The organism is Phycicoccus ginsengisoli (assembly GCF_054779295.1).
In genome coordinates, this window is record NZ_BAAGYN010000001.1 from 256523 (window position 1) to 280993 (window position 24471).

Here is a 24471-nt window from a genome sequence, read left to right on the forward strand (position 1 = left end):
CGAGCGCATGACGCTTGCCCCACCCCAGCACGGCCTGACCGACCCCACGGGTGGGCCCGTCGCCCGCGCCGTCGTCACGGCGGTCCTGGTCCTGCGCGGACCGGGCTCGGCCCTCGAGGAGACCCTCGACTCCCTCGCGCGCCAGACCCGGAGCCCCGAGCGGCTCGTCGTGGTCGACGACGGCACCGACGGCAACGCCGTCGAGCGGGTCCGCGCCCACGACGGCCTCGCCGAGGCCGTCCCCGAGATCCTCTTCGTCACCCTGCCCCACCTGCGCTCGGTCTCCGCCGCCGTCCGGGCGGCGCTGGCGCAAACCTCCCACTCACCACCGACAGCCTCACCACCGACAGCCGGCCCCGCCGCAGGAACCGACGCCGACCCCGCCGCCACAGGAGCCCCCGGCCACGACATCGGGACCGGCCCGGACGCCGTACCGCACGTGTGGGTGCTGACCAGCGACAGCGTGGCGGCCCCGATGACCCTGGCCCGCCTGCTCGACGCCGTCCGGCGCAGCCCCTCGGTCGGGCTGGCCGGCCCCAAGCTCCTCGACTGGGACCGCCCCGGTGCGCTGCGGTCGGTCGGCGTGCAGCTGACCCGCTCGGGCCGGGTCATCCCGACCCCCGCCCCGGGGGAGCCCGACCAGGGCCAGTACGACCGCCGTACCGACGTCCTGGCGGTCCCCGCGACCGGCATGCTCGTCGAGCAGGAGCTGTTCGAGCGGCTCGGTGGACCGGACCGTGCGCTCGGCGACTTCGGCGGCGACCTCGACCTCGCCTGGCGGGTCCACCAGTCCGGCCGCCGGGTCGTGGTCGTCCCGCGGGCCACGCTGCGGACCGGCGCCCCGGACCTCGAGGGCGACCAGCCGGCCGCTGCGGAACCCTCGGCCCGTCGGCGCCGGGAGGCGCGCCGGGCTGCGCTGGCCCGCTGCGCGCTGTGGGCGCTGCCCCTGCTCGGCCTGTGGATCGTGGCGACGAGCGCGCTGGCCGCAGTGGCGCTGCTGCTCGCGAAGCGGCCCCGCGCCGCGTGGGCCGAGCTGTCCGACGTGGGTGCCGTGCTCACCCCCGGCCGGGTGCTGGGTGCGCGCTGGCGCTCGCGCGGCACCCGCCGGGTGCGCCGACGCGACCTGCACGGTCTGTTCGTCCCGCCCCGCACCGTCCTGCGGCACACCACCGACCTCATCCACGACCAGGTCGGCGTCGACGACGCCGACCTCTCGAGCGAGGAGGGCGTCGAGTCCGGTCCCGTGGCCGACGAGGCCCAGGACCTGCACGTCCTGGGCTCGACGTGGCTGTCGCGGGGCGCCCGCAACCCCGGCCTGCTGTCGGTGCTCGTCATGGCTGTCGTCGCGGTCGTGGGGACCCGTCACCTCGGGGGGAGCTGGGTCGACCGGATCGGCTCCGGCCTGAGCGGCGGGGAGCTGCTCGGCGGCCGCGCCACGGCGTCCTCGCTGTACCACGCGTGGCTCGACGGCTGGCACGGCGCCGGCCTCGGTCAGTCCGGTGAGGCCGGCCCGCACCTCGTCGTGCTCGCCGGCCTGGCCTGGGTGGTCTCGCACGTCCCGTTCGTCCCCGCGCCGGCCTCCCCGGCCGGTGCCGCGACCGCCCTGCTGGTCACGGGCGCCCTGCCCCTGGCGACGCTCACCGCCTACCTCGCCGGCCGCGTGGTCACGCACTCGCGCTGGCCACGCGCCCTCGCCGCCCTCGCCTGGTCGACGACGTCGGTCCTGGCCTCGGCCGTCGGCGGCGGCCGCCTCGGGGGCGTCGTGGCAGCCGTCCTGCTCCCCCTCGTGGCGGCGGGCGTCGTGCTGGCCGCCCGGCGCACCGGGACGGCCACCGCGACGGCGGCGACCGTCCTGGCAGCGGCGGTGCTCGGCGCCTTCGCCCCCGTCCTGCTCCTGCCGGTGCTGCTGGCCGGCCTCGGCCTGGTCGTGGTCGGTCCGGGGAGCGGCCGGTGGCGTGGCCTGGCGCTCGTCGTCGGCCCGTTGGCCCTGCTGGGTCCCTTCGTCGGCAGCGTGCTGGCGCGGCCCGAGCTCCTCGTCACCGGCCCCGGCCTCGCGGTGTGGGGCACCTCCCAGGCCGCGCCCTGGCAGCTCGCCCTGCTCCACCCGGGCGGACCCGGCTCGTTCCCGGTGCTGCTCTCGGCGCCGGTGGTCGCCGCGGGCATCGTGGCGCAGCTGCGCCACGGGCGCCGGGGCGCCGCGGCCGGCGCCCTCGTGCTGCTCGGCCTCGTCGGGCTCGCGTATGCCGTCGCCGCCCCCCGGATCGTCCTCGGCGCCGTGCCGGACGGGCTCCCTCGAGCCGGCCAGCCGGTGACGGTGTGGGCCGGCACCGGCCTGCTCGTGTGGGCGCTGGCCCTCATCGCCGCGGCGCTGCTCGCTGCCGACGGGCTGCCCGTGCGCCGCGCCCGCGGCGGCTGGCCGGCCCTCCTGCGCTGGCCAGTGGCCGGGGCGCTGGTCGCGGGCGTGCTCACGAGTGCCGGATGGACGGCCTGGCACACCGTGGGCTCCACCCTGGGGGCCTGGTCCGACCCGCGACCCGCTGTCGCGGTCGACCAGGCCGAGAGCGGCATCTCCAACCGCATGGTGCTCGTCGGGCCCGACGGCGAGGGCCTCGCGTACCGGCTCGTCGGCCGTGAGCCGGGCGACGTCGCCCGCGCCGTGCCCGACCGCACCGGCCGGGCCGACACGGCTCCCCTCTCCGCGGCGGTCTCGGCCCTGTTCCAGGAGGGCGACGCCCCGACGACCAGCCCCACCGCGACGCTCTCGGACCTGGCGGTGGGCTTCGTCGGGCTGCGGGCCGACGCCGACGACCCCCGGGTCCGCGTGCTCGACGCCACCGGGGGCCTCAGCCGGCTGGGGGAGCACGACGGCACGATCTTCTGGCGGGTGCTCCCCGGCGGTGGCAGGGCCGGCGAGGACAGCCTCGCCCCCGCCCGTGCCCGCCTGGTGACGAAGTCCTCCGAGCAGGTGGTCCCGTCCACCGGCGACCACGGCCGGCTCGACGCGCAGGTGGTGGCCCCGCAGGGGACCACCCTGGTGCTCGCCGAGCCGCTGCAGTGGACCCGCCACGCGCGGGTGACCAGCGACGGGGTCGTGTTGGCCCCCCGCGGCGACGGCGCGGCATACCCCGTCCCGGCCGGCTCGCACCGGCTCGTGGTGACCGTGCTCCCCAGTGACACGTACTGGCGGTACCTGCAGGGCCTGGCGCTGCTGGTGGCGCTGTTCGTGGCCATCCCGTTCGGCAACCGCGCGTCCCGGAGGCGTCCATGACCGTCCCCGTCGCCGCGCTCGTGCGGACCGCCCTCGTCGCGGCCGCCGCCGCGGGTGTCGTCCTCGCCGCCACCCGGTACGACGGTGCGTTCGCCGTCGGCTCGCACGCCGGCCAGGGCTCCTCCGTCCCGGCGAGCGCGCCCGTGCGCGAGGCGTCGCTGCTGTGCCCCGGCCCCGAGCTGCGCGGCGTGCCCGGTCTCGACGACGAGTCCCTCCCCGTCGGGGTGTCCGCGGCGACGGCGCCCCAGCGGGTCCTGGGGTCCCTGCAGCCCCAGGGCAGCGGGGGCAGCGTCACGCTGCGGTCCATGCCCGGCGGCAAGGCACTCGGAACGCCCGCGGCGGACCGGGCGGCCGGGACCTCGGCAACGGTCACGACCGGTGCCGGCGTGCAGGTGCGGGCCACCCAGGACCTCGCGCCCGGGCTCGCAGGCGCCCAGTCGTGGCTGGTCTCCACCGGGGACCGCCGGGCGCTGTCGGTGACGGCCTGCGGCGACCCGGGCTCGGACCTCTGGCTGCTCGCCGGTGGCGGTGACCCCGGACGCCAGGAGCGCCTCGTGCTCACCAACCCCGGCGGCAACCCCGTGTCGGTGGACGTCACCCTGCACGGAGCCGACGGCCCGGTCGCCTCGCCCGGCGGCACGGGACTGGTCGTCCCGGCGCACGGCCGCACGGCGTTCCTGCTCGACTCGATCTCCCCGGACCTCGCCAACCCGGCCGTCCACGTCGTCGCCCACGGCGGGGTCGTGGGCGCGGTCGTCGCCGACACGTGGCTCGACGGCACCCGTCCCGCTGGGTCGGACGACGCGCTGCCCACGGCGGCGCCGTCCCGCGAGCAGGTGGTCCCGGCGGTCTCCGTCTCCGGGACGGCCACCCTGCGCGTGGTCGTCCCGGGCCGCGACGAGGCGGTCGTCCAGGCACGGGTGCTCACCGAGGACGGGCCCCGTGCCCTGCCCTCCGGCGGCGTCGTGCGCGTCGAGGGCGGCTCGGTCCACGACATCGACCTGTCCAAGCTGCCCACCGGCTCGGCGGCCATCCAGGTGCGTGCCGACCACCCCGTGGCGGCCGGCGTGGTGGTGGTGCGTGACGCGCCGGGCCAGCCCGGCGACCTGGCGTGGACGTCGTCGACGCCACCGATCAGCGGAGTCGCGGGTCTGCCCCTCGACCGGCCCGCGGGTGCGCCCGACGGGCTGTCCCTGCACCGGACCCTGCTGCTGACCGGGACCGGCGACACCGTCGGCGCCGAGGTCGTGACGGTCGACGGCAACGGGACCGCGACGTCCACCCGGGTGAGCATCGGCGCCGACGCCACGACGAGCGTCGACGTCAGCGCTGCCGCCTCGGTCTGGGTGCACCGGGTCTCCGGTGCCGGTGCACTGCGCGCCGGGGTCGTCTCCTGGGCCAACGACGCGTCGGGGACGCTCATCTCGAGCACCCCACTGCGCGACGCGGCGCTGCGCTCCACGACCGTGGCGGTGCGCGAGGCCCCGCTGGGCTGAGCGCCGCGTGGGTGATGGCGGGTCGCGCGGCCGCGGGCCGGTGCCGAGGGCTCCGCTCAGCCGGGGCTGGAAGGGCGAGCCGCCGGCTCGCCGGAGTCAGTCCTCGTCGTAGCGCGGGTCGAGCTGCTCGGGGTTCAGGCCGAACAGGGCCGCGACCTGCTCCACGACGACGTCCTGGACCACGGCGGCGAGCTCGCGGGCGCTCTCCGACCGGTTCTCCACCGGTCGCCGGTAGACCACCACCCGCGCGGGCTGGCGCCCGTGGGCCGGGAAGGTGCGCCCGAGCGGGACCCCGTCGCGCTCCCACGGCGCGGGGTCGGAGGGCGGCACGTCCTCGACGGCGAACTCCACGTCCCGGATGCGGGGGCCGATCCGGCCCTCGAGCCGGGCGGCGGTGTCGAGCACGAGGTCGTCGAACTGCTCGCGGCGGGTCGCCATGGCCGGCACCGCCGGCCACGCCAGCGGACCCCTCAGGCCACGGCCGCGCCGGTCGCGGGTGCGGCCACGGCCCTGCCCGGCTGCGCCTCGGGTCGAACTCACCGTGCCACCCTACGGCGTGCCGGGGCGGCGCTGTCGGAGCCGTGGCATACAGTCCTCGCGTGAGTCTGTCGAGAAGGTGCTCGCGCACCGCGTGCCCGAAGGCCGCCATCGCCACACTCACCTACGTCTACGGCGACCAGACCGCGGTGGTCGGGCCGCTGGCGACGTACGCCGAGCCGCACACCTACGACCTGTGCGGCGACCACGCCGAGCGGCTCACCGCCCCCCGGGGCTGGGAGATCGTGCGCCTGTCGGGCGAGTACGTCGAGCCGGAGCCCTCGCACGACGACCTCCTCGCGCTCGCCAACGCCGTGCGCGAGGCCGGTCGCCCCAAGCTCGGTGAGCCGGTGGCGCCCTCGCGCGTCGTCGGCCAGAACGACGAGGGCGGCTCCGGAGCCGTCGAGACCAGCCGCCGGGGGCACCTGCGCGTCCTGCGCGACCTCTGATCCCCGGGTCCCGGTCCCACCACGCCCCGCTAGGGTCTGTGCCGTGCCCGTTCCCGTGCTGACCGACTTCGTCAAGGCCTATGACGTCCGCGGCGTCGTCCCCGAGCAGCTCAATGTCGACGTGGCGTGGGCGATCGGTGCCGCGTTCGCGCGGCTCGTCTCCGCAGACGGAGCCGGTGGCGTCGTGATCGGCCACGACATGCGGCCGTCGTCGCCGGAGCTGTCGCGGGCCTTCGCGGCCGGGGTGACGGCCCAGGGCCTCGACGCCACCCTCATCGGGTTGTGCAGCACCGACGGCCTCTACTACGCCAGCGGGGCGCTGGACCTGCCCGGCGCGATGTTCACCGCCTCGCACAACCCGGCCCGCTACAACGGCATCAAGCTGTGCCGTGCTGGTGCCCGCCCGGTCGGCCAGGACTCCGGGTTGGCGACGGTCCGCGACACCGCCCAGGCGCTGCTCGACGCCGGCACCTCCCAGGGGGCCGCTGACCTCGAGCCCGGCGCGGTCACCGAGCGCGACGTCCTCACCGACTACGCCGCCTTCCTGCGCGGCCTGGTCGACCTGTCCGGGGGGCGCCCGCTCAAGGTCGTCGTCGACGCCGGCAACGGCATGGGCGGTCACACGGTCCCGGCGGTGCTGGGCACGGGCGCCGGCCTGCCCGCGCTGCCGCTCGAGGTGGTCCCGCTCTACTTCGAGCTCGACGGCACCTTCCCCAACCACGAGGCGAACCCGCTCGAGCCCGAGAACCTGCGGGACCTGCAGGCCGCCGTGGTGCGCGAGGGCGCGGACCTCGGGCTGGCCTTCGACGGCGACGCCGACCGCTGCTTCGTGGTCGACGAGCGCGGCGAGCCGGTGAGCCCCAGCGCGGTGACCGCGCTCGTCGCCACCCGCGAGGTGGCCCGCGAGGTGGCGGACGGCCGCGACGCCGGCGACGTCGGGATCGTCTACAACGTCATCTCCTCCGCGGCGGTCCCCGAGATCATCGGCGAGGCGGGGGCGCGCGGCATTCGCACCCGGGTGGGCCACTCGTTCATCAAGGCGGAGATGGCCCGCGAGGACGCGGTCTTCGGCGGGGAGCACAGCGCCCACTACTACTTCCGCGACTTCTGGTTCGCCGACACCGGCATGCTCGCGGCGATGCACGTGCTCGCCGCCCTCGGCGAGCAGGACGAGCCGCTCAGCCGGCTCACGGCGGCATACAGCCGGTATGCCGCGTCCGGCGAGATCAACTCGACGGTCACCGACGCGGGCGCCGCCACCGAGCGCGTGCGCAAGTGGGCGGCCGGCCGGGGTGCCGAGTTCGACGAGCTCGACGGCCTCACGGCGACCCACGCGGGCGCTGACGGCGACCCGATGTGGTGGCTCAACCTCCGCGCGTCCAACACCGAGCCGCTGCTGCGGCTCAACGTCGAGGCGGCGGATGCAGACACGATGGCACGGGTGCGGGACGATGTCCTCGCCCTGGTGAGAGGAGAACGAGGATGACTCAGGACACAGGGGCAACGGCCTCCATCGAGCCCTGGCTGCGCGAGATCCTGCGCTGCCCGGCGTGCCGGTCCGAGCTGGCCGACGCCCAGGGGGCGGCCGGCCCCGAGCTGCACTGCACCAACACCTCGTGCGGCCTGCAGTACCGCATCGACGACGGCGTGCCGGTGCTGCTGGTCGACGAAGCCCGCAAGCCCGGCTGAGCCGAGCGCCGCCATGGCACCGTTCCTCGACGAGGCTCGCATGGACAGCGAGGAGGCGGTCGCCGCCCTCGACTCACGGCAGACCCTGCGCGGCCTGGCGACGGCCGGCGCCCAGGTGCGCGAGGCCATCGCCCTCGCGACGGAGGGTGGCATCGACCGGGTGGCCGGGGGAGAGCGCCCTCGGTCGGTCCTCGTCGCCTCGCTCGGTGGCTCGGCCGTGGTGTGCGACGTCCTCGACCTGCTCGCCGAGCCGGGGTCGCCGGTGCCCGTGTCGGTGCGCCGGAACCTGCCGCTGCCGGGGTGGGTGGGCCCGCTCGACCTCGTCATCGCGGTGTCGCTGTCGGGCCGGGCGGCCGGGCCGCTCGCGCTCGCGGCCGAGGCTGCGCGCCGGGGTGCGGCCCTGCTGACCGTGGGGGCGACGGAGTCGCCGCTCGCGGACGTCTGCGCGCGGGCCCGCGGCGTGCACATCGACATCGGCCGGGAACGTGCGTCCTCACGGACCGCCCTGTGGTCGCTGCTGGCGCCGGTGCTGCTCGGAGCCGGCCGGCTGGGGCTGGTGCACGTCGACGAACGGGTGCTCTCCGACACGGCGGACCGGCTCGACGAGGTGGCAGAGGCGTGCCGGCCCTCGTCGGAGTCGTTCGTCAACCCGGCCAAGGTGCTGGCCACCGACCTCGCGGAGGGCGTCCCCGTCATCCTCGGGGACGGGCCGCTGGCTGGGGTCGCGGCCCTGCGGGCCGCCTCGATGCTGGCGCGGACCGCGCGTGTGCCTGCGACTACCGGCGAGCTGCCGGACGACGCGGCGCAGGTGGTCGCCTGCCTCGACGGGCCGTTCACGACGACCTTCTCCGGCGGCGGGCGGGTTGGCGATGCCGAGGGAGCGGACCGCGGACGGGCCGAGGCCGACATCTTCGCCGACCCCTACCTCGACACGCCGGTGTCGCCCCGGCTCTCGCTGCTGCTGCTGCGGGACGCGCCGGTCGAGCCACCGACCCGCGAGTCGGACGAGGCCGCCCGCCTGGCGGACACCGTGGCCGACGCGGCCCGGGAGGCAGGGGCGCGAGTGTCGGAGGTCGTCGCCGGGCCGGGGGAGCCGGTCACCCGGCTCGCCGGCCTGATGGCGACCTCGGACTTCGCCGCGACGTACCTCGCGCTGGGGCTGGGCCTCGACCCCGGGGTCTCCCCGCACGTCGCCGACCTGGCCGACCGCACCGGCAGGCGCTGAGCCGGCGCACACCGACTGGCTGCCTGCTCAGAGGGACAGGCGCAGGACCTCGGCCGTGGGAAGGGCCGCCAGCTCGGCAGCCTCGACGAGCAGCTTGCTGCCGCGGATGCCGCTGCCGATGACGACGGTGCCGGCGGCGAGGACCGCCTCGTCGACGAGGACGGGCCAGTCGCCGGGCAGGCCGACCGGGGTGATGCCGCCGTACTCCATGGCGGTGAGCTCCACGGCCTCGTCCATGGGGGCGAAGCTGATCTTGCGGACGTCGAGGTGACGGCGGACGACCCCGTTGATGTCGGCCCGGTCGGTGGCGAGCACCATGACCGCCGCCCGCCGCAGCTCCCCGGCGCGCTTGCCGGCCACGACGACGCAGTTGGCGGAGTGGGCCGGGTCGCTTGCGTACGCCTCGCAGAAGGCAGCCGTGTCGGCCAGGGTCGGGTCGATCGGTGCGACGCGGGCCGAGGGGGCGTGGGCGAGGGCGGCGGCGACGGGTTGGGCGAGGAGCTCCGGGTGGTCGGCCGCAGGAGCCCAGGACAGCGTGCCTTCGGGGGTGGCCATGCGGCCGAGGGTAATAGGGGGAGCGGGCGTCACAGCGCCTGCGGCTCCGAGCGTGCACACTATGGCGTGGTCGGTGCGTCGAGCCAGCTCCGCGGGGCGTCGCTCGGCACTATCACGCAGCTCGGCCCGGAGCCCTGTGTGCGTGGGCTCCTCGACGACACGACCCAGGTGTTTGAAGCGCTCATCCACGGAGATGCCGCCGCCTGACCCTGGACAGCCGCCAATGCGTCGGAGACGCGAGCCGTCCTGGTGAGCGTGAGCGCGTGGTACCACTGGTCAAGGTTCGCGCCGCTCCGGTCATCCCTCGTTGGCAGGTACATCGTCGTCGCTGACGGTGGCAGCCCGCAGGGAGGCTGCTCCAGGAGGGCCACGAGCTGTGCCGCATCCACTTGGCGGTCTCGGTCCGTGAGGGCGGATGGAAGCGAGAGGCCATAAACGATCGCGGGTGCTGGGATGTCGAGGTCCAGGAGACCCCAGCCCAGGGTGCCTGCGGCGAGGACTGCCGTGGACCTGACCCACACTGGACCGCGCCTGGCACCTGACTCGTCGAGGTGTCGGCACAACTGCACAACACATGCGATCAAAGCGAATAGGGATATTCCCGTTGCCAGCTTCCACCAGTAGTAGGAAACCTGACCGACCGAAGCCAGTTGGTAGCCGGCCAACGCCGAGAGCTCGACGCAGCTCACTACGGCCGTCAGCAGGAAGTACCGTCCTCGCTCGGTATGAACACCCCTCTTGGCATCCAGGTGGCTGAGAAGGACGAGGGTGCCAAGCAGCAGGATCGGCACCAGGGGGTGAGGGCGCGTCGACTCGCCCTCGGCGGTGATGGCTGGGGATGCATGCCGGTCGAGCCACGCAACTCGCGCCGCCAGTCCCAGTGCGGCAGCCGCCCCCAGGACAACCCACGCACGCGCGGCTCGCGTGCCGTTGCGGAGCACGTCGAGGGACTTGAGCGCGGCGAGCAGGCCGATCGCCGGAGTCAGCAGGACCCAGCTGAGGCTCACCACGGCGCCGCTCACACAGACGAACGTGGCCCGAGCCTTGCTCCGCTCACAGCACGCGAGGACGAGACTGGACGCTACCGAGACCGCTACCAACAAGAAGGTGCTGTGGCCCAGGAAGAGCAGTCGTGCCCCGGGGACCGCCGTCACGGCCACGCCGGTAGCGATGGGCACCGCGAGTGCACGCCGTGCCCGATGAACGGCACGAAGTGACGCAAGGGTCGTTGTGGACACCAGACAGGCACTGGCCACATAGATCCCCCACTGGAGGTGCGCGTACCGGTCGAGTTCCACGAGCGCGCTCCCCGGTGCTGCTCCCCAGACTGCTTCGGCGACGAAGGCCATCGAAGAATGTGGCCACTGGACGTAGTTCGTGAAGTCCCAGCGGCTGCCGTCGGCGGGGCGGACCCCGAGGGGGCTCGCGACACCGGAACTGCGCTGCAGGTAGTACATGAAGAAGTGGCCCGCGTTGTCCCATCCGCGCAAGAGCACCGAGAGGAGTGCCTCCGGCGAGCGATCGCAGGCGAAGGGCCAGGCCGCCACGCCCGCAACGACCCCGGCAGTGAGACTGGTGAGGTCACTGAGCGTGACCCGCGGACGGAGTCGCGCCTTGGAACCTGGAGCGAGCCGCCACAGCACGAGGCTTCCCACCAGCAACGCAACCACGGCAGGCGCCCTGGTGGCGCCGAGCAGGCTGGGTGGGAGCCACATCGTCACCGGAAGCCACGCCACCACGGCCACCAGGTTGATGGCGATACGGCGTGCGAGGTCTGGAGCCGACGGAACGGCAGCGATGCAGAAGAGCCCCACGATGGCGGGAGCCGGTGGGGGAAGGGCCTGGCAGAGCCCCCCCACCACGAGGGTGGTCAGGATGCCGACCGTCAGAGCCTTCCTGCGAGAAGGACCTCCCGACAGACGCGCCACCCGCCGCGGCAGTGTCCGGACGCCGACGCCGACATCGGGCACGACGACGTCGACCGGAACCCCCATGGACCATCCCCCACTGCCAGAAGCTTGCACTCGCGGTGAAAGCTAGGCGTGTCCGGGATCACGAATGACGCAAGTGCCACATTGTGGCCCAAACGGGTGAGGTCCTGGGGGTCCGCACGGACCCTGGCCGGCAGTCGGCTGGGGAGTGGCGCGAGCGACCACGCAGGTCTGGTCGCGAGTCAGGCGCCAGTCCTCGGGTGTGTGGTTCCCGCGCTCCGGTGTGTGTCACCCCTCAGCCGATGCGCGCCGGTGAGTAGGCCGAGCACGACACTGCCCACGATGATTCCCAGAACGGCCGAGCCCACGGTGTTCGTGAGCCACCCGAGCACGCCACCGAGGGGGCCGGTGGCGTCGTGGACCGCCTCCTCGGCGTGGTGCACCCACGAGTACGGCGCGTGGACCCCGAGGTCGTCGAGGCCCACCAGCAGGATGTGGCCGCCCACCCAGACCATCGCCGCGATGCCCACGACCGAGAGCGTGGCGAGCAGGCCCGGCATACCCCGGACGAGGCCGCGGCCGACGGCGCGCGCTGCACCCGACCCCGTCTGCGACAGGTGCAGCCCCACGTCGTCCATCTTCACGATGAGGGCCACCACGCCGTACACGAGCAGGGTGATGAGCAGCGCGACGATGACGAGGATGACCGCCCGGCTCACGAACGGCTCGCCGGCCACCTCGTTGAGCGAGATCACCATGATCTCGGCGCTGAGGATGAAGTCGGTGCGGATGGCGCTGCTCGTGATCTGCTTCTCGTCGGCGGCCGGCTCCTCACCGGCCCCGGAGGCGTGCTCCTCCTTGTGTCCGGCCAGGCGCTCCCAGATCTTCTCCACGCCCTCGAAGCACAGGTAGGTGCCTCCGAGCATGAGCAGCGGGGTGAGGGCCCACGGCAGAAACTGGCTCAGCAGCAGGGCCGCCGGCAGGATGAAGAGGAGCTTGTTGCGCAGCGAGCCGATGGCGATGGTGCGGATGACGGGCAGCTCGCGCGCGGGAGCAATACCCTCGACGTAGCGCGGAGTGACCGCGGTGTCGTCGACGATCACGCCCGTGGCCTTCACGCTGGCACGGCCGGCAGCCGCCCCCACGTCGTCGATGGAGGCAGCAGCGGCCTTGGCCAGCACTGCGACGTCATCCAGTAGTGCGAAGAGTCCGCCGGCCATCAGTCGACCGCCACGGCGGACTCGTCCCGGGCGCGGACCAGGAGGTCGGTCGTCACGGGAAACACCTTAGTGCGCCGTGCAGTGCCGGCCGGCAGGGGAGCGTGCGGGGGCGCCCGGTCAGGCCGGTCCGGGGGCCCCTACGTTCTCCTCGTCATCGTCGTCCTCGTCGCCCGGGGCCACCCGAACGTCCTGGCTGTTCGGGATCGGCTCACCACCGGGGTCGACCTGGTAGTCGCCCTTGACCTTGTCCCACGCCTCCAGCTTGTCCTCGTCGACATCGAGCTCGACCGACTCGGGTGCGGGCTCGGGGGAAGGACCCACCTCGCTGTCGACGACCTCGTGCGGTACGCCGCTGCTGGGCTCGCTCATCACTGCTCCTCGATCGGGAGGGTTGGGCCGGCCTGCTGTGGTCGGTGCCCTGTCCACCGTAGGCGTGAGCCGCGAGGGTCGCCTTCCGACCTTCTCGGTTGGGTTGATGCTTCCGTGCTCCGGTAGAGTGGGAGGTCGCCGGCGCGGGTGATACCCCGCTCTCGTGAACGCCCAGATGGGCTGCGCCGGGTCCGCACATCGTGAAGTCAACAACAGGAGATCCCTCATGTCCTTTGACTACAAGGTTGCCGACCTGGGCCTCGCCGAGGCCGGCCGTCACCAGATCCGACTCGCCGAGCACGAGATGCCCGGTCTGATGTCCCTGCGCGAGGAGTTCGGCGAGAGCCAGCCCCTGGCGGGCGCCAAGATCGCCGGCTCGCTGCACATGACCGTGCAGACCGCCGTCCTCATCGAGACGCTGACCGCGCTCGGTGCCGAGGTCCGCTGGGCCTCCTGCAACATCTACTCCACGCAGGACGAGGCCGCTGCGGCCGTCGTCGTCGGCAAGGGGACTCCCGAGGACCCCCAGGGTGTCCCGGTCTTCGCCTGGAAGGGCGAGACGCTCGAGGAGTACTGGGACTGCACCGACGAGATCCTCACCTGGCCCGGTGGTGAGGGCCCGAACATGATCCTCGACGACGGCGGCGACGCCACCATGCTGGTCCACAAGGGCCGTGACTGGGAGCAGGCCGGCACCGTGCCCGCCACCGACGAGCAGGACTCCGAGGAGTTCGCGATCTTCAAGGCGCTCGTCCGGCGCACCATCGCCGAGGACCCGCAGAAGTGGACGATGGTCGCCGCCGGCATCAAGGGCGTCACCGAGGAGACCACTACCGGTGTGCACCGGCTCTACGAGCTGGCCCAGACCGGCGACCTGCTCTTTCCGGCGATCAACGTCAACGACTCGGTCACCAAGTCCAAGTTCGACAACAAGTACGGCGTGCGCCACTCGGTGATCGACGGCCTCAACCGCGCGACCGACGTCCTCATCGGTGGCAAGGTCGCCGTCGTCGCCGGCTTCGGCGATGTGGGCAAGGGCTGCGCCGCGGCGTTGGCCGGCCAGGGCGCTCGCGTCATCGTCACCGAGATCGACCCGATCTGCGCGCTGCAGGCCGCGATGGAGGGCTACCAGGTCGCCCGCCTCGAGGACGTCCTCGACACAGCCGACATCTTCGTCACCACGACCGGCAACTTCGACATCATCACTGCCGACCACATGACGAAGATGAAGAACAAGGCGATCGTGTCCAACATCGGGCACTTCGACAACGAGATCGACATGGCCGGCCTGGCCAAGGTCCCGGGTGTCACCAAGACTCAGATCAAGCCCCAGGTCCACGAGTGGACGTTCGAGAACGGCAACTCGATCATCGTGCTGTCCGAGGGCCGCCTGATGAACCTCGGCAACGCCACCGGTCACCCGAGCTTCGTCATGTCGAACTCCTTCGCCAACCAGACGATCGCGCAGATCGAGCTGTTCACGAAGAACGACGAGTACGACAAGCAGGTCTACGTCCTGCCCAAGCATCTCGACGAGAAGGTCGCCCGCCTCCACCTCGACGCGCTCGGCGCCAAGCTCACCGAGCTCACCAAGGAGCAGGCCGAGTACATCGGCGTCGACGTCGCCGGACCGTACAAGCCGGAGCACTACCGCTACTGATATGTAGGGGTGTCCTGTCAAGAGGGCATGGTGAGGCGCCGCCGGGCTGGTTGCTCGGGGGCGCCTCGTCGTTCCTCGCGGGGCCGGGGGCGCGTGGTATGCCGCCCGATCACCGCCCACGCTGAGCGTGGGACCCAGAGCGGGCGGCATACCGGGTTCCTGGGTCGGCTCGGCGTCACGGCGGAAACCGTTCCCGGCCTCGGCCGCAGGAAGCGCCCCTGACACCGGGATCGTCCGAACGGTTCTGATGCGGTAGTACCTCTGTTCGCGGAGCCGCGCCGCCCCTCCCGCGCGAGGTGCGCCTCCTGTTCACTGCTGACAGCCACCAGCGCGTCAGAAGGGATCGATGGGATCGTGGGTACCACGAGCACGCTGATCCGCCCTGCCCGCAGGAGCGCCTCGCCGCGCATCCGCGTGTGGTCCGGGGTATGGGCACCGGTGGTGGCCTTCATCCTCGTGAGGCTCCTCGATGCCCTTGCCTTCACCGTCGGCGCACGAACGCAGTTCGCCTTGGACTCGGGCAAGTGGGTTCCGCGGGTTGGGAGTGACCCGTCCTACTTCATCTACCGCGACAGTCCTGCCTCTCCGGGGTACTGGACCGTCGTCACCAACTGGGACGGACAGTGGTACTGGAAGATCGCGCAGGAGGGCTTGCACAGCGGTGCTGGGGCCAGCCCCGTGGATCTCTGGGCATGGGCCTTCGGGCCGCTCTTCCCGCTCACCGTCGGGGCCGTCATGGACGCCACCGGCCTGTCGTTCCCGGTCGCGATGACCGTCGTCAACCTGACGTGCTCGCTGGCTGGTGTCCTTCTCCTCTGGGACCTGGTGCGACGTCGGGCGGGTTCCTGGTGGGCCGCGTGCGCCGTGGCGCTCTTCCTCTGCTTCCCGTCCGGGGCGCTCTTCCAGGCCGGTTACAGCGAGGCCATGGGTCTTGCCCTGCTCATGGGAGCGCTGTGGCTGCTGGACCGGCGCTTGTACTGGTGGGCACTGTTGCCAGTGGTGGCGCTCGCGTACACCCGCATCGTCACCCCCCCCATCGCGTTGGTGGCACTCGTCCACATGGTGGTGACATGGCGCCGCAGGAGCATCATGCCGGCGCGCCCGTCCCAGGTGGCGGGCCTCGGCGCCGTGGCGGCGGCATCGGTCGCCGGGGCCTACCTCTGGAGTTGGACTGCGGCGATCGTCGGAGGAGCTGGAACCGGCGCCGTCGAGAGAGCCAGCAACGTGGCCGGCGCCCCGCAGACGAGCTGGCTGCTGGGCAGCCACGAGAAGCTGGGACCGCTCGGAGTCCTCGCGATGGCGGGTCTCCTGGTCGTGCTGGCAATGACCGCGACGACGGCCACCTCGCGTCTACTGGGTCTGGAGCTCAGGACGTGGCTGGTCGCCTACCCGCTCTTCGTGCTGGCCGTGACGCCGGTGACCACCGGGATCATTCGGTATCTGGTCCTGTGCCCCCCCATTGCCATGTTGCCGCTACTCGTGGCGCCGCCCCATGACCGTCGAAGGCTCGGGATCATCACGGCCGTCGCCTGTGCCGTGATGTTGAGCGGCCAGTGGTGGTACGCCACCCACGCCCTCGTGCTGTCCCTGCACGGCGCGATGATGCCGTGACCTCCTGCTCCAGGTGACGTGGCGCTCTTCCCGGGCCGACCTCGTGTGTGATGATTCATCCGGGAACCGCTTGACCAACTGTTGGGGAAAGGCTGACGCGTGAACGGTCGCGTGCTCATCGTCGACGACGACCTGGCACTCGCCGAGATGCTGGGGATCGTCCTGCGCAACGAGGGCCTCGAGGTCACGCACGTGGCGGACGGCGCGGGCGCGGTCGCGGCGTTCCGTGACTCCAAGCCCGACCTCGTCCTGCTCGACGTGATGCTGCCGGGCCTTGATGGCATGGAGGTGTGCCGGCGGATCCGCGCGGAGTCCGGGGTCCCGATCGTCATGCTGACGGCCCGCACCGACACCGTCGACGTCGTCGTGGGGCTCGAGTCGGGCGCGGACGACTACGTCGTCAAGCCGTTCAAGCCGCAGGAGCTCATCGCCCGCATCCGCGCGCGCCTGCGCCGCGGCGACGAGCCCGAGCCGGAGCGCCTCGAGATCGGTGACCTCAGCATCGACGTGGCCGGCCACTCGGTGCGTCGCGACGGGCAGCCGCTCTCGCTCACGCCGCTCGAGTTCGACCTGCTCGTCGCGCTGGCCCGCAAGCCGTGGCAGGTCTTCACCCGTGAGGTGCTGCTCGAGCAGGTCTGGGGCTACCGGCACGCCGGTGACACCCGGCTGGTGAACGTCCACGTGCAGCGCCTGCGCTCCAAGATCGAGAAGGACCCCGAGCACCCCGAGATCGTCGTCACGGTCCGCGGGGTCGGGTACAAGGCGGGACCCGGGTAGGCGTGTCGCTCCCGCCGGGCTCCACCCCCCCCAGGCCGTCGGACACGCACGAGGGAGCGGCAGCCGCAGCCCTCACCCGCGTCCGGCGGCTGTTCGACCGTGCCCGTCCGGTCGTGGCGAGCTGGCTGCGTAGGCTGGCACACGCGTGGCGGCGGTCCCTGCAGTTCCGCGTCGTGACGAGCACGATGCTGCTCGGGCTGGTCGTGGTCATGCTCCTGGGGTCGTGGTTGTACTCGTCCATCTCCGACGGCCTCGAGCAGGACCGCATCGACACGGCGCAGGTCGAGGCCGCCCGCCTGACGAGCGACATCCAGCGGCAGTTCGACGGCACCGACCGGACGAACAGCGCCGCCCAGCTGAACCTGTTCGCCCGCGACCTCATCCAGAAGACGGCCGCCCAGGCGGGCGACAGCGAGCGCTACCTCGTCTTCACCCGGACCCTGGGGAACACCCGCCCCACGTTCGTGCAGACGGTCGAGTCCGGAGCCGTCGGGCTCGCGGACGTGCCCGACGACGTCCGAGCAGCGGTCCGCAACGACCCCCGCCGGCAGCAGGTCCGACTCATCGGGGTCACCGACCCGGCGACCAGGCAGCGCGTGCCGGCCGTCGTGGTGGGTTCGCAGGTCGAGGTGCCCGTCGCAGGCGCCTACGACGTGTACGCCATCTACCCCATGCAGCGGGAGGAGGCGACGCTCAACCTCATCACCCGCACCTTCGCCATCGGGGGAGTGGCGCTGGTGCTGCTGGTCGGTGCCATCGCCTGGGTCGTCACGAGGCAGGTCGTCAGTCCGGTCCGGCGCGCGGCCGGGGTCGCGGAGCGGCTGTCCTCGGGCCGGCTCAACGAGCGGATGCGCGCCCGGGGCGAGGACGACCTCGCCCTGCTGGCCAAGTCCTTCAACGAGATGGCGGACAGCCTCCAGGCACAGATCCGCCAGCTCGAGGGGCTGTCCCGGGTGCAGCAGCGGTTCGTCTCCGACGTCTCGCACGAGCTGCGCACCCCGCTCACGACGATCCGGATGGCAGCCGACCTCATTCACGACTCGCGGGGCGAGTTCGAGCCCGCCGTCGGGCGGTCGGCGGAGCTGCTGCACGCCGAGCTGGACCGGTTCGAGGAACTGCTGGCGGACCTGCTCGAGATCAGCAGGTTCGACGCCGGCGCAGCAGCCCTCGAGGCCGACGAGGTGGACCTGCGCGACGTCGTCGGCCGTGCCGTCGACTCGACCCGCGCCCTCGCCGAGCGCTGGGGCTCGGTCATCACCGTGAGAGCGGGCGAGGGCCGGATGTCGGCCGAGGTCGACGCCCGCAGGGTCGAGAGGATCCTGCGCAACCTGCTCGTCAACGCCGTCGAGCACGGTGAGGGCAGGCCGGTGGACGTGGCGATCGCGAGCAACGCCGCCGCGGTGGCCGTCACGGTGCGGGACCACGGAGTCGGCCTGCGCCCGGGAGAGGCAGCCCTGGTGTTCAACCGGTTCTGGCGCGCCGACCCGGCCCGAGCGCGCACCACCGGCGGCACCGGGCTCGGGCTGGCGATCTCCCTCGAGGACGCCCGGTTGCACGAGGGCTGGCTGCAGGCCTGGGGCGAGCCGGGGAACGGCTCGTGCTTCCGCCTCACCCTTCCGCGCCACCAGCAGGTGCCCATCAACGAGTCCCCGCTGCCGTTGAAGCCCCACGACGGACGGCTCCCCGCCGCAGCCGAGCGTGCCCTCCTCACCAGGACCCCAAACGTCGCCCGCACGCCCGCCGAGGGCAGCCCCACCCTCCCGAGGAGCCCTCGGTGAGGCGCGGCCGGGGTGTCGCGCTCGCCTGCGCCGCGACGTTGGGGCTGTCGGCCTGTGGCGGCCTGGCCACCAGCTCCCCGGTGCGCCCAGGGCTCGAGGTGGGCGCCGTCCAGGCGAACGAGGTGCGTGTCCTGCCACCCGGCCCCACGGACGGCTCGAGCCCCGTCGACGTCGTGACGGGGTTCATCCGGGCGGGCGCCGCGACGGACGACGAGTACCAGGTGGCCCGGTCGTACCTCGCGCCGTCCCCGGAGTCCACCTGGCGTCCGGACGGCTCGGTGATGGTCTTCACGGACGAGTCCTCGTTGACGATCAGCCAGGTGCGACCGGGCGTCGTGCGTGCCACCGCCCGCACCACGGGCGCCATCGACGCCTCGGGCCGGTATGCCGAGCGCCCGCCCGGGTCCGTCGTGGAGGTGGAGTTCGGGCTGCGACAGGTCGACGGCCAGTGGCGGATCGAGCGGGTACCCGACTCCTTCGGCACGTGGCTCAGCGAGTCCGACACCGACCGGCTCTACGACCCGTTCAGGATCTACTTCGAGTCGGCGACCGCCCGAGAGCTCGTGCCCGACGTGCGCTACTTCCGCCTCGCCAGCGGCCTGGCGACCCGGCTCGCGCGGGCCCTGCTCGGCGGTGTCCCGGCATACCTGGCCGGCGCGGTGCGGACCGAGCTCCCCGCGGGGGCCCACCTGGCGGTCGACGCCGTCCCGATCGACAGCGGCACCGCGACCGTGGACCTCGCCGCCACCACGCCCGTGACCGACCCGGCGCGACGGCAGGCTCTTGCCGCGCAGGTGCTCGCCACCGTCACCCAGGCGCCCGGTGTCGACAAGGTGGTGCTGCAGGTCGACGGCACGACCCTTCAGGTCCCCGGGCGCGCCGGCGAGCCTCGACTCGTTGAGTGCACTCGGCTTCCTGCCTGCGAGCGCACCTGCGGTCAAACCGATCCTGCGTACGGGGCGGTCCCTGGTGCGGGTCGACCCCGAGCAGGTGGGGGATCCGGCACGCAACGCGCCGTCGCGATCCGGATCCAACCTGCCGGAGGTGCCGGAGGGCTGGGCCTACCTGGCGCAGTCGCGGACCGGGCAGGAGATCGCAGCGGTCAGCGGTGACCGTCGCCAGCTGACCAGGTGGCGGGGAACCACGCAGCTCAACGTCGCCGAGGTCGACGGCGACCACCTGACGGCACCGACGTACGACGTCCGGGACGTCCTGTGGGTGGGTGGTCGCGCGGCCACGAGTGGCCGCATCTGGGTCCTCAACACCTCTGCCCAGTCGGTCGACCGGTCGCCGGGCCCCCCGACGCCCGTGTCGACTCCGTGGCTCGGCAACCGGACGGTCGTCAGCGTGCGGCTGTCGGAGGACGGCCAGCGGGCGGCGGTCATCAGCACCACGCCCTCTGGCCAGAACCCGAGGCTGGACGTCGCGGGGGTCCGCCGCCAACCGGACGGCACCCCGACCGCGCTGTCGACGCCGCTGAGCCTCGCACCGTCCCTCACGCTGATGCGCGACGTGGTCTGGGTGGACGACTCGACCCTGGCGGTCCTGGGCCGCAAGGCGGCGAACCAGGTGATCCGCCCGTGGTTCGTGCCCCTGGGCGGGCCCATCACCGCAGGTCCCGGGCTGACCGGTGCCGTCGCCATCACCACGGTCAGCGGTGAGCGGCAGCTGGTCGTGACCACCGACTCCGACGAGGTCTACATCAGGGCGGGCAACAACTGGCAGACCGTGGGCAAGGGAAGCGGCTTCCTCGTCGCGGCCCGCTGATCCCGCTGGGACGTCGAGTGTCCACAGGGGGAGTCAGGGCATGGCGATCTGTTCACTGATGGGTCCGACCACCAGGAAGTACCGGATCCAGTACCACTGCAGGTAGAGGCCAACCAGGGCCAGCACGGTCAGGGTGAGCCGGTGCGACCACGGCGTGGGGCGTCGCTCGGGCAGCACCCAGAAGAGCGGGAAGGCCAACAGCATGAGTCGGAAGATGCTGATGGCCGCCGGGGCGACGGCGAAGAGGTACATGGGGTATGCCGCGGCCCAGGCGCGAAGCTCCGGGCCCCACGCGGGGCCGTCTCTGCGCAGGGCAAGCCACAGCATGGATGCGGCCACCAGCGTGACGACGACCACGCCCACGGGGCCGGCGAGGTCGACGCCCACGCTGAAGAGCCCGAACGGTCCCGTGGTGGCGGTGCGGCGCCACGCCCGCTGGGTGTCGGTGAAGGCGGTGAGGTGGCCGGTGCTGATCGCGACGACTATGGGCCACGCGCCGGTGATCGCCACACCGGCCAGCAGGGTCAGGACGGACCGGCGCTCCCATGCACCGCGTCGTCGCCTCTCGACCACCGCCGTGACGAGCAGCACGACCAGGAAAGGCGCCACAACATGCCGTGTCAGCCCCAAGCCGACCAGGGCCACCACCGTCAAGGCATAGCGGCGACGCCTCAGCAGCAGTAGGGCGAGCGCGATGAAGAAGAGAGCGGGTCCCTCGGTGTAGGCGATCTGCAGGACAGGCGCCGCCATGCTCGTGCAGAGCAGCAGGGTCGTCGCGCGAGCAGGAAAGGCTCCAGCAGTCTCGGACACGAGCCGGTGAACCAAGACCACGGCCGCCAGCGACATCAGCACTGTGAGGGTCGTCCCCACGACTGCGAAGCTCCCTCCCGTCACGGCCATGAGTGCCTTCACCGTCAGGGGGTAGAGCGGAGCGAAAGCCCACTCGCTGCGCCAGACCATCCCCTCCTGCACCGGCAGCGTCGAGGGGTAGCCGTGCTGGGCGATGGCGGCGAACCACTGGGCATCCCAGTTCGTCGCAACACCCCAGTACCCTGGTGAGGCCGGGGTAGCGACGGTGACCTGGTAGTCGGTGATCGAGGGGTCCAAGGCGATCTGGTGGCGTGCCGCCGTCATGATCATGACGGCGTCGACGAGGCGCGTCAGGACGAAGACGACGACCGGCCACACCCACCACCGGGCTGCCAGGGGGCGTGGTGCCCGGCCGGGGGCGTCGAGGAGCGATCTCCGCTCCGGGGCTGCCCGGTCCGGGACGATCCGTTCGACGACCCTGGCGATGACGCTCATCTCGGCCCTCCCGGTGCCGTCAGGAGGACGAAACCGGGGCTGCTGGCCACCATCCGCCAGTCGCCCTGGTGCACCAGGGCGTCGCCCAGGGCAGACGCCCGGGTGACCAGGGCGTACCGGGCGTCGACATCGTCCACGAAGGACTGCCAGCCCGGCGCACCCCCGACGGCGGCGATGTAGCGGTGCAGGTAGTCGTGTCCGTACGACTCCATCCGCAGGTCGGCGGACGGGACGAGCTCGGGGTGTGCCCACAGCAGCCATCCGCTGACGCCGAAGTCCACCATCACGGTGCTGCCCCGCGGGACGGCGTCGAGCGCGCGGTCGACGCCGCCCATCCCCGCCGGGTAGACGAAGGCAGCCGTTCCCTGGGGGCCGGCGGCGACGACGGCGGCGGCTGCGACCGTCGCGACCAGGCCGCCGGAGAGCCACCGGACCTCTCGTCCCGTGATGCGTTCGCGGACACCCGACATCCCCTCCTGCAGTGCGGCGGTGAGCAGGGGGGCTGCCAGGATCGCGCCCAGGGGCACCAGGCGCCACATGGCGAGCACCAGCGCGGCAGCCAGGGCGAGCCACGCGTACTGCCACGAGGGTCGACGGGCCGGGCGCAGGAGCCACAGCACCGCGGTGAGGACGATGGCGCCGACGGCGACCACCGCGAACACGTTCGTCACGGGAGTGGCCGCCCACTCCTCGGCCACGTCCGCGGCGTTGCCGGCAACGGTGAGAGGCGCCAGGAGCAGACGTGGACCCAGGGGGGTCACCCCTACCGCCGCGATGGTCCCGATCTGCAACCACCCCAGGCGCAGCAGGTGGCCGCGCAGATCCGCGCGACCGGCCTTCGACGCCAGGAGGCAGGCGCTCGTGACGAGACCGAGCAGGATGCCGAACATCCACAGCCCGTGGCTGCAGGCCCACAGCCAGGTGAGGGGGATGAGCCACCACCGCGGCCGCAGGTCGCGGGCCGTCCCCAGCCAGGCATGGACCGCCACGGCGAACAGCACGAAGCTCACCAGCTGGGGCCGCGGGTTGAGACTGGCACTGGCACCGAGCACCGCCACGCTGGCGGCGAAGACGGCGGGGAGGCGGCCCCCCAGCCGGCGGCACGCGGCATACACCACCACGGTGAGCAGGACGACGGCGGCGGCGCGCAGCCACAGGACGCCGCCCAGGCCCGCCCATCGGTAGGCCTGCGCCGCCACTGCCTCGGGCAGCCACTGGGTCGCGAGGTAGGGCCTGTCCATGAAGGTCGCCCAGGGGTCCCGTCCGTACAGCTGGTGGGTGTCGAGCACGTGCTCACCGACACGGAGGTGCCACCACACGTCCGGCTCCGAGAAGGGAGCGAGGCCGCGGACGAGGGCCAGCCCGAGCAGGATCACCGTCGCGGTGGAGGTGAGCAGCGCCGGGACCCGGCGCTCGGGGCTCATCGCGCCTCCATCAGGACGTACCCGTGGTCGCGGGCCACGAGTCGCCAGTGCCACTGGCCGGAAAGGGCCGAGACGAGGGGGGCGTCGTCCTTGAGCAGGGCCGCCCGGGTGCCGGAGTCGCGCAGGTATGCCGTCCAGCCGGGTTCCGCCCTCGTCGCCGCGATGAAGCCGCGGATCCGCGCCGGGGTGTAGGCCTCGACCCGGATGTCGAAGACCGGCCGGGTCGTCGGGGCGACGAACATCATCCAGCCGGACAGGTCGCCGTCCGAAAGGACGCGGGTCCCCGACGGAAGCGCCCGGAGCGGGGCCACGAGCCCGCTGGGCACGCCGTTCGCGTGCTGGGCCCGGAGGGCGGCGAGCGGGACCGACGCGACCACGGCCACCAGGGCTCCGGCGCCGAGGGCGACCAGCTCGGTGCGGCGCAGCCCCTGGGGACCCGCCACCCTCCCCCTCGTCGTCAGGTGCTCCTCGAGCGCCTCGGCAACGAGGAGCGCGCCCAGGACGGCGCCGACGGGGACGGTGCGGCGCATGACGAGGGTCAGGACGACGGCGACGCCCCAGACGAGCAGCTGCCAGGTCACCGGCCGGCGCCCGGAGCGGACCCACAGGGCGAACACGAGGGCCAGCACCACGAGCGTCAGGGCCACCGACGGCGTGCGCGCGGACGAGGCCATCCACTCGCTCACGAACTGCCGGCCGTTCCCGCCCACGGTGAGGGGTGAGACCGTCAGCCGTGGGCCGAGGGGGGTGAGGGCCGTCGCGGCCAGGCATCCGAGGAGGCACAGGGCCATCCGAGTCCGCTGGGCCGCCGTGAACGCCCGGGACACAGTGAGCCCCGTGACGATGACCAGCCCCACGCCGAGGCCGATCGACCACACCCCGTGGACGCAGGCCGCGAGCCATGTCAGGGGGACGAGCCCCCACCGCGTGCGGCCGTCGTGGGCGGTCCGCCACCACGCGCCGATCATGACGACGAGGAGCACGAAGCCGGCCAGCTGCGGTCGCTCGGTCAGCGCGGGCCACGACCCGGCGAGCGCCGCGAGCGTCGCGGCCAGGGCGACGGCCGGCCGGGCGACCGACCGCACGGCGCAGAGCAGGGCGAGGGCCAGCAGCACGATGCCCACCGTGCGGACCCACGCGACAGCCGGGAGACCCCATGTCGCATACATCCAGGCGGTGACGACGGACGGCAACCACTGGGTCGGCTCGTAGTGCCCCTGTGCGAAGGGCGCCCAGGGGTCCACGGCACCGAAGCGTCCGCCGTCGAGAAGGTACTGACCCACCTTGAGGTGGAGCCAGGGGCTCGGGTCGGAGACTGCACGAGTGGCCAGCGCGCCGGCGGCCAGCACGACTGCTGCGGCCAGGGTCCAGACGAAATCGGGCAAGCTCCGCATTCGGGGCGTGCGGAAC

Annotated in this window: 20 protein-coding genes; 12 read left to right on the plus strand and 8 right to left on the minus strand. The window is 73.0% G+C overall.

Annotation, left to right across the window (positions count from 1 at the left end; all coding sequences use genetic code 11):
* Window positions 1-7: 7 nt before the first annotated feature.
* The gene (locus tag ACYVDO_RS01165) at window positions 8-3268 is read left to right on the plus strand and encodes a glycosyltransferase (RefSeq protein WP_460932186.1); all 3261 of its coding nucleotides are present in this window, start codon (window positions 8-10) and stop codon (window positions 3266-3268) included.
* A complete protein-coding gene (locus ACYVDO_RS01170) occupies window positions 3265-4764 on the plus strand; it encodes a DUF5719 family protein (RefSeq protein WP_460932188.1) in 1500 nt (499 codons plus the stop codon). Before ACYVDO_RS01165 ends, ACYVDO_RS01170 begins: the two co-directional genes overlap by 4 nt.
* Before the next feature lie 96 nt (window positions 4765-4860).
* On the opposite strand, the gene ACYVDO_RS01175 is transcribed toward ACYVDO_RS01170, so the two are convergent.
* Window positions 4861-5304 carry a metallopeptidase family protein gene (locus ACYVDO_RS01175; protein ID WP_460932189.1) on the minus strand — a complete coding sequence of 148 codons (444 nt, stop codon included), beginning with the start codon at window positions 5302-5304 and terminating at the stop codon, window positions 4861-4863.
* A gap of 59 nt (window positions 5305-5363) precedes the next feature.
* Between ACYVDO_RS01175 and ACYVDO_RS01180 the strand changes: the two genes are divergently transcribed.
* Genes ACYVDO_RS01180 through ACYVDO_RS01195 form a run of 4 tightly spaced genes read left to right on the plus strand, consistent with a single transcriptional unit; the run spans window position 5364 to window position 8664 of the window.
* The gene (locus tag ACYVDO_RS01180) at window positions 5364-5750 is read left to right on the plus strand and encodes a DUF3499 domain-containing protein (protein WP_460932191.1); all 387 of its coding nucleotides are present in this window, start codon (window positions 5364-5366) and stop codon (window positions 5748-5750) included.
* A 43-nt stretch (window positions 5751-5793) separates the two neighbouring features.
* Window positions 5794-7236 (plus strand): phosphomannomutase/phosphoglucomutase, encoded by a 1443-nt coding sequence (locus tag ACYVDO_RS01185; RefSeq protein ID WP_460932193.1) that lies wholly within the window; start codon window positions 5794-5796, stop codon window positions 7234-7236.
* The gene (locus ACYVDO_RS01190) at window positions 7233-7439 is read left to right on the plus strand and encodes a Trm112 family protein (RefSeq protein WP_460932195.1); all 207 of its coding nucleotides are present in this window, start codon (window positions 7233-7235) and stop codon (window positions 7437-7439) included. Before ACYVDO_RS01185 ends, ACYVDO_RS01190 begins: the two co-directional genes overlap by 4 nt.
* A 40-nt stretch (window positions 7440-7479) precedes the next feature.
* Window positions 7480-8664, plus strand: coding sequence for an SIS domain-containing protein (locus ACYVDO_RS01195; protein ID WP_460932197.1), 1185 nt, complete (start codon window positions 7480-7482; stop codon window positions 8662-8664).
* A gap of 27 nt (window positions 8665-8691) precedes the next feature.
* On the opposite strand, the gene ACYVDO_RS01200 is transcribed toward ACYVDO_RS01195, so the two are convergent.
* The 4 genes from ACYVDO_RS01200 to ACYVDO_RS01215 form a co-directional block, all read right to left on the minus strand.
* Window positions 8692-9219 (minus strand): YbaK/EbsC family protein, encoded by a 528-nt coding sequence (locus ACYVDO_RS01200; RefSeq protein ID WP_460932199.1) that lies wholly within the window; start codon window positions 9217-9219, stop codon window positions 8692-8694.
* A 59-nt stretch (window positions 9220-9278) separates the two neighbouring features.
* Window positions 9279-11213 carry a hypothetical protein gene (locus tag ACYVDO_RS01205; RefSeq protein WP_460932201.1) on the minus strand — a complete coding sequence of 645 codons (1935 nt, stop codon included), beginning with the start codon at window positions 11211-11213 and terminating at the stop codon, window positions 9279-9281.
* A gap of 179 nt (window positions 11214-11392) precedes the next feature.
* Window positions 11393-12370 (minus strand): DUF808 domain-containing protein, encoded by a 978-nt coding sequence (locus tag ACYVDO_RS01210; RefSeq protein WP_460932203.1) that lies wholly within the window; start codon window positions 12368-12370, stop codon window positions 11393-11395.
* 117 nt (window positions 12371-12487) lie between these two features.
* Entirely contained in the window at window positions 12488-12739 is a 252-nt protein-coding gene (locus tag ACYVDO_RS01215; protein ID WP_460932205.1) for a hypothetical protein, read from the minus strand.
* Between the two features lie 226 nt (window positions 12740-12965).
* Here ACYVDO_RS01215 and ahcY point away from each other — a divergent pair, with 226 nt between their 5' ends.
* The 6 genes from ahcY (at window position 12966) to ACYVDO_RS01245 (ending at window position 20332) form a co-directional block, all read left to right on the plus strand.
* Window positions 12966-14399 carry an adenosylhomocysteinase gene (gene ahcY / locus ACYVDO_RS01220; protein ID WP_460932207.1) on the plus strand — a complete coding sequence of 478 codons (1434 nt, stop codon included), beginning with the start codon at window positions 12966-12968 and terminating at the stop codon, window positions 14397-14399.
* Between the two features lie 354 nt (window positions 14400-14753).
* Window positions 14754-16010, plus strand: coding sequence for a hypothetical protein (locus ACYVDO_RS01225; RefSeq protein WP_460932209.1), 1257 nt, complete (start codon window positions 14754-14756; stop codon window positions 16008-16010).
* 99 nt (window positions 16011-16109) lie between these two features.
* Window positions 16110-16787 (plus strand): MtrAB system response regulator MtrA, encoded by a 678-nt coding sequence (mtrA, locus tag ACYVDO_RS01230; protein ID WP_460932211.1) that lies wholly within the window; start codon window positions 16110-16112, stop codon window positions 16785-16787.
* Between the two features lie 173 nt (window positions 16788-16960).
* On the plus strand, window positions 16961-18565 hold the full coding sequence (mtrB, locus tag ACYVDO_RS01235; protein WP_460932213.1) for an MtrAB system histidine kinase MtrB: 1605 nt from the start codon (window positions 16961-16963) through the stop codon (window positions 18563-18565).
* Window positions 18562-19677, plus strand: a complete 1116-nt coding sequence (locus ACYVDO_RS01240) for a GerMN domain-containing protein (RefSeq protein ID WP_460932215.1) — start codon at window positions 18562-18564, stop codon at window positions 19675-19677. Before mtrB ends, ACYVDO_RS01240 begins: the two co-directional genes overlap by 4 nt.
* On the plus strand, window positions 19610-20332 hold the full coding sequence (locus tag ACYVDO_RS01245; protein WP_460932216.1) for an LpqB family beta-propeller domain-containing protein: 723 nt from the start codon (window positions 19610-19612) through the stop codon (window positions 20330-20332). Before ACYVDO_RS01240 ends, ACYVDO_RS01245 begins: the two co-directional genes overlap by 68 nt.
* A gap of 33 nt (window positions 20333-20365) precedes the next feature.
* Here the strand turns inward: ACYVDO_RS01245 and ACYVDO_RS01250 are convergent, their stop codons facing one another.
* Genes ACYVDO_RS01250 through ACYVDO_RS01260 form a run of 3 tightly spaced genes read right to left on the minus strand, consistent with a single transcriptional unit; the run spans window position 20366 to window position 24446 of the window.
* The gene (locus tag ACYVDO_RS01250) at window positions 20366-21637 is read right to left on the minus strand and encodes a mannosyltransferase family protein (protein WP_460932218.1); all 1272 of its coding nucleotides are present in this window, start codon (window positions 21635-21637) and stop codon (window positions 20366-20368) included.
* The gene (locus ACYVDO_RS01255; RefSeq protein WP_460932220.1) at window positions 21634-23061 is read right to left on the minus strand and encodes a hypothetical protein; all 1428 of its coding nucleotides are present in this window, start codon (window positions 23059-23061) and stop codon (window positions 21634-21636) included. The genes ACYVDO_RS01250 and ACYVDO_RS01255 overlap by 4 nt, the downstream gene beginning before the upstream one ends.
* Complete coding sequence (locus ACYVDO_RS01260) at window positions 23058-24446, minus strand: SET domain-containing protein (protein ID WP_460932222.1); 1389 nt, start codon at window positions 24444-24446, stop codon at window positions 23058-23060. Before ACYVDO_RS01260 ends, ACYVDO_RS01255 begins: the two co-directional genes overlap by 4 nt.
* Window positions 24447-24471: the final 25 nt, after the last annotated feature.

Coding starts and splice junctions, on each gene's coding strand:
- ACYVDO_RS01165 (WP_460932186.1), top strand. CDS start 8: ATGACGCTTGCCCCACCCCAGCACGGCCTGACCGACCCCACGGGTGGG.
- ACYVDO_RS01170 (WP_460932188.1), top strand. CDS start 3,265: ATGACCGTCCCCGTCGCCGCGCTCGTGCGGACCGCCCTCGTCGCGGCC.
- ACYVDO_RS01190 (WP_460932195.1), top strand. CDS start 7,233: ATGACTCAGGACACAGGGGCAACGGCCTCCATCGAGCCCTGGCTGCGC.
- ACYVDO_RS01195 (WP_460932197.1), top strand. CDS start 7,480: ATGGACAGCGAGGAGGCGGTCGCCGCCCTCGACTCACGGCAGACCCTG.
- ACYVDO_RS01200 (WP_460932199.1), bottom strand. CDS start 9,219: ATGGCCACCCCCGAAGGCACGCTGTCCTGGGCTCCTGCGGCCGACCAC.
- ACYVDO_RS01205 (WP_460932201.1), bottom strand. CDS start 11,213: ATGGGGGTTCCGGTCGACGTCGTCGTGCCCGATGTCGGCGTCGGCGTC.
- ACYVDO_RS01210 (WP_460932203.1), bottom strand. CDS start 12,370: ATGGCCGGCGGACTCTTCGCACTACTGGATGACGTCGCAGTGCTGGCC.
- ACYVDO_RS01215 (WP_460932205.1), bottom strand. CDS start 12,739: ATGAGCGAGCCCAGCAGCGGCGTACCGCACGAGGTCGTCGACAGCGAG.
- ahcY (WP_460932207.1), top strand. CDS start 12,966: ATGTCCTTTGACTACAAGGTTGCCGACCTGGGCCTCGCCGAGGCCGGC.
- ACYVDO_RS01250 (WP_460932218.1), bottom strand. CDS start 21,637: ATGAGCGTCATCGCCAGGGTCGTCGAACGGATCGTCCCGGACCGGGCA.
- ACYVDO_RS01255 (WP_460932220.1), bottom strand. CDS start 23,061: ATGAGCCCCGAGCGCCGGGTCCCGGCGCTGCTCACCTCCACCGCGACG.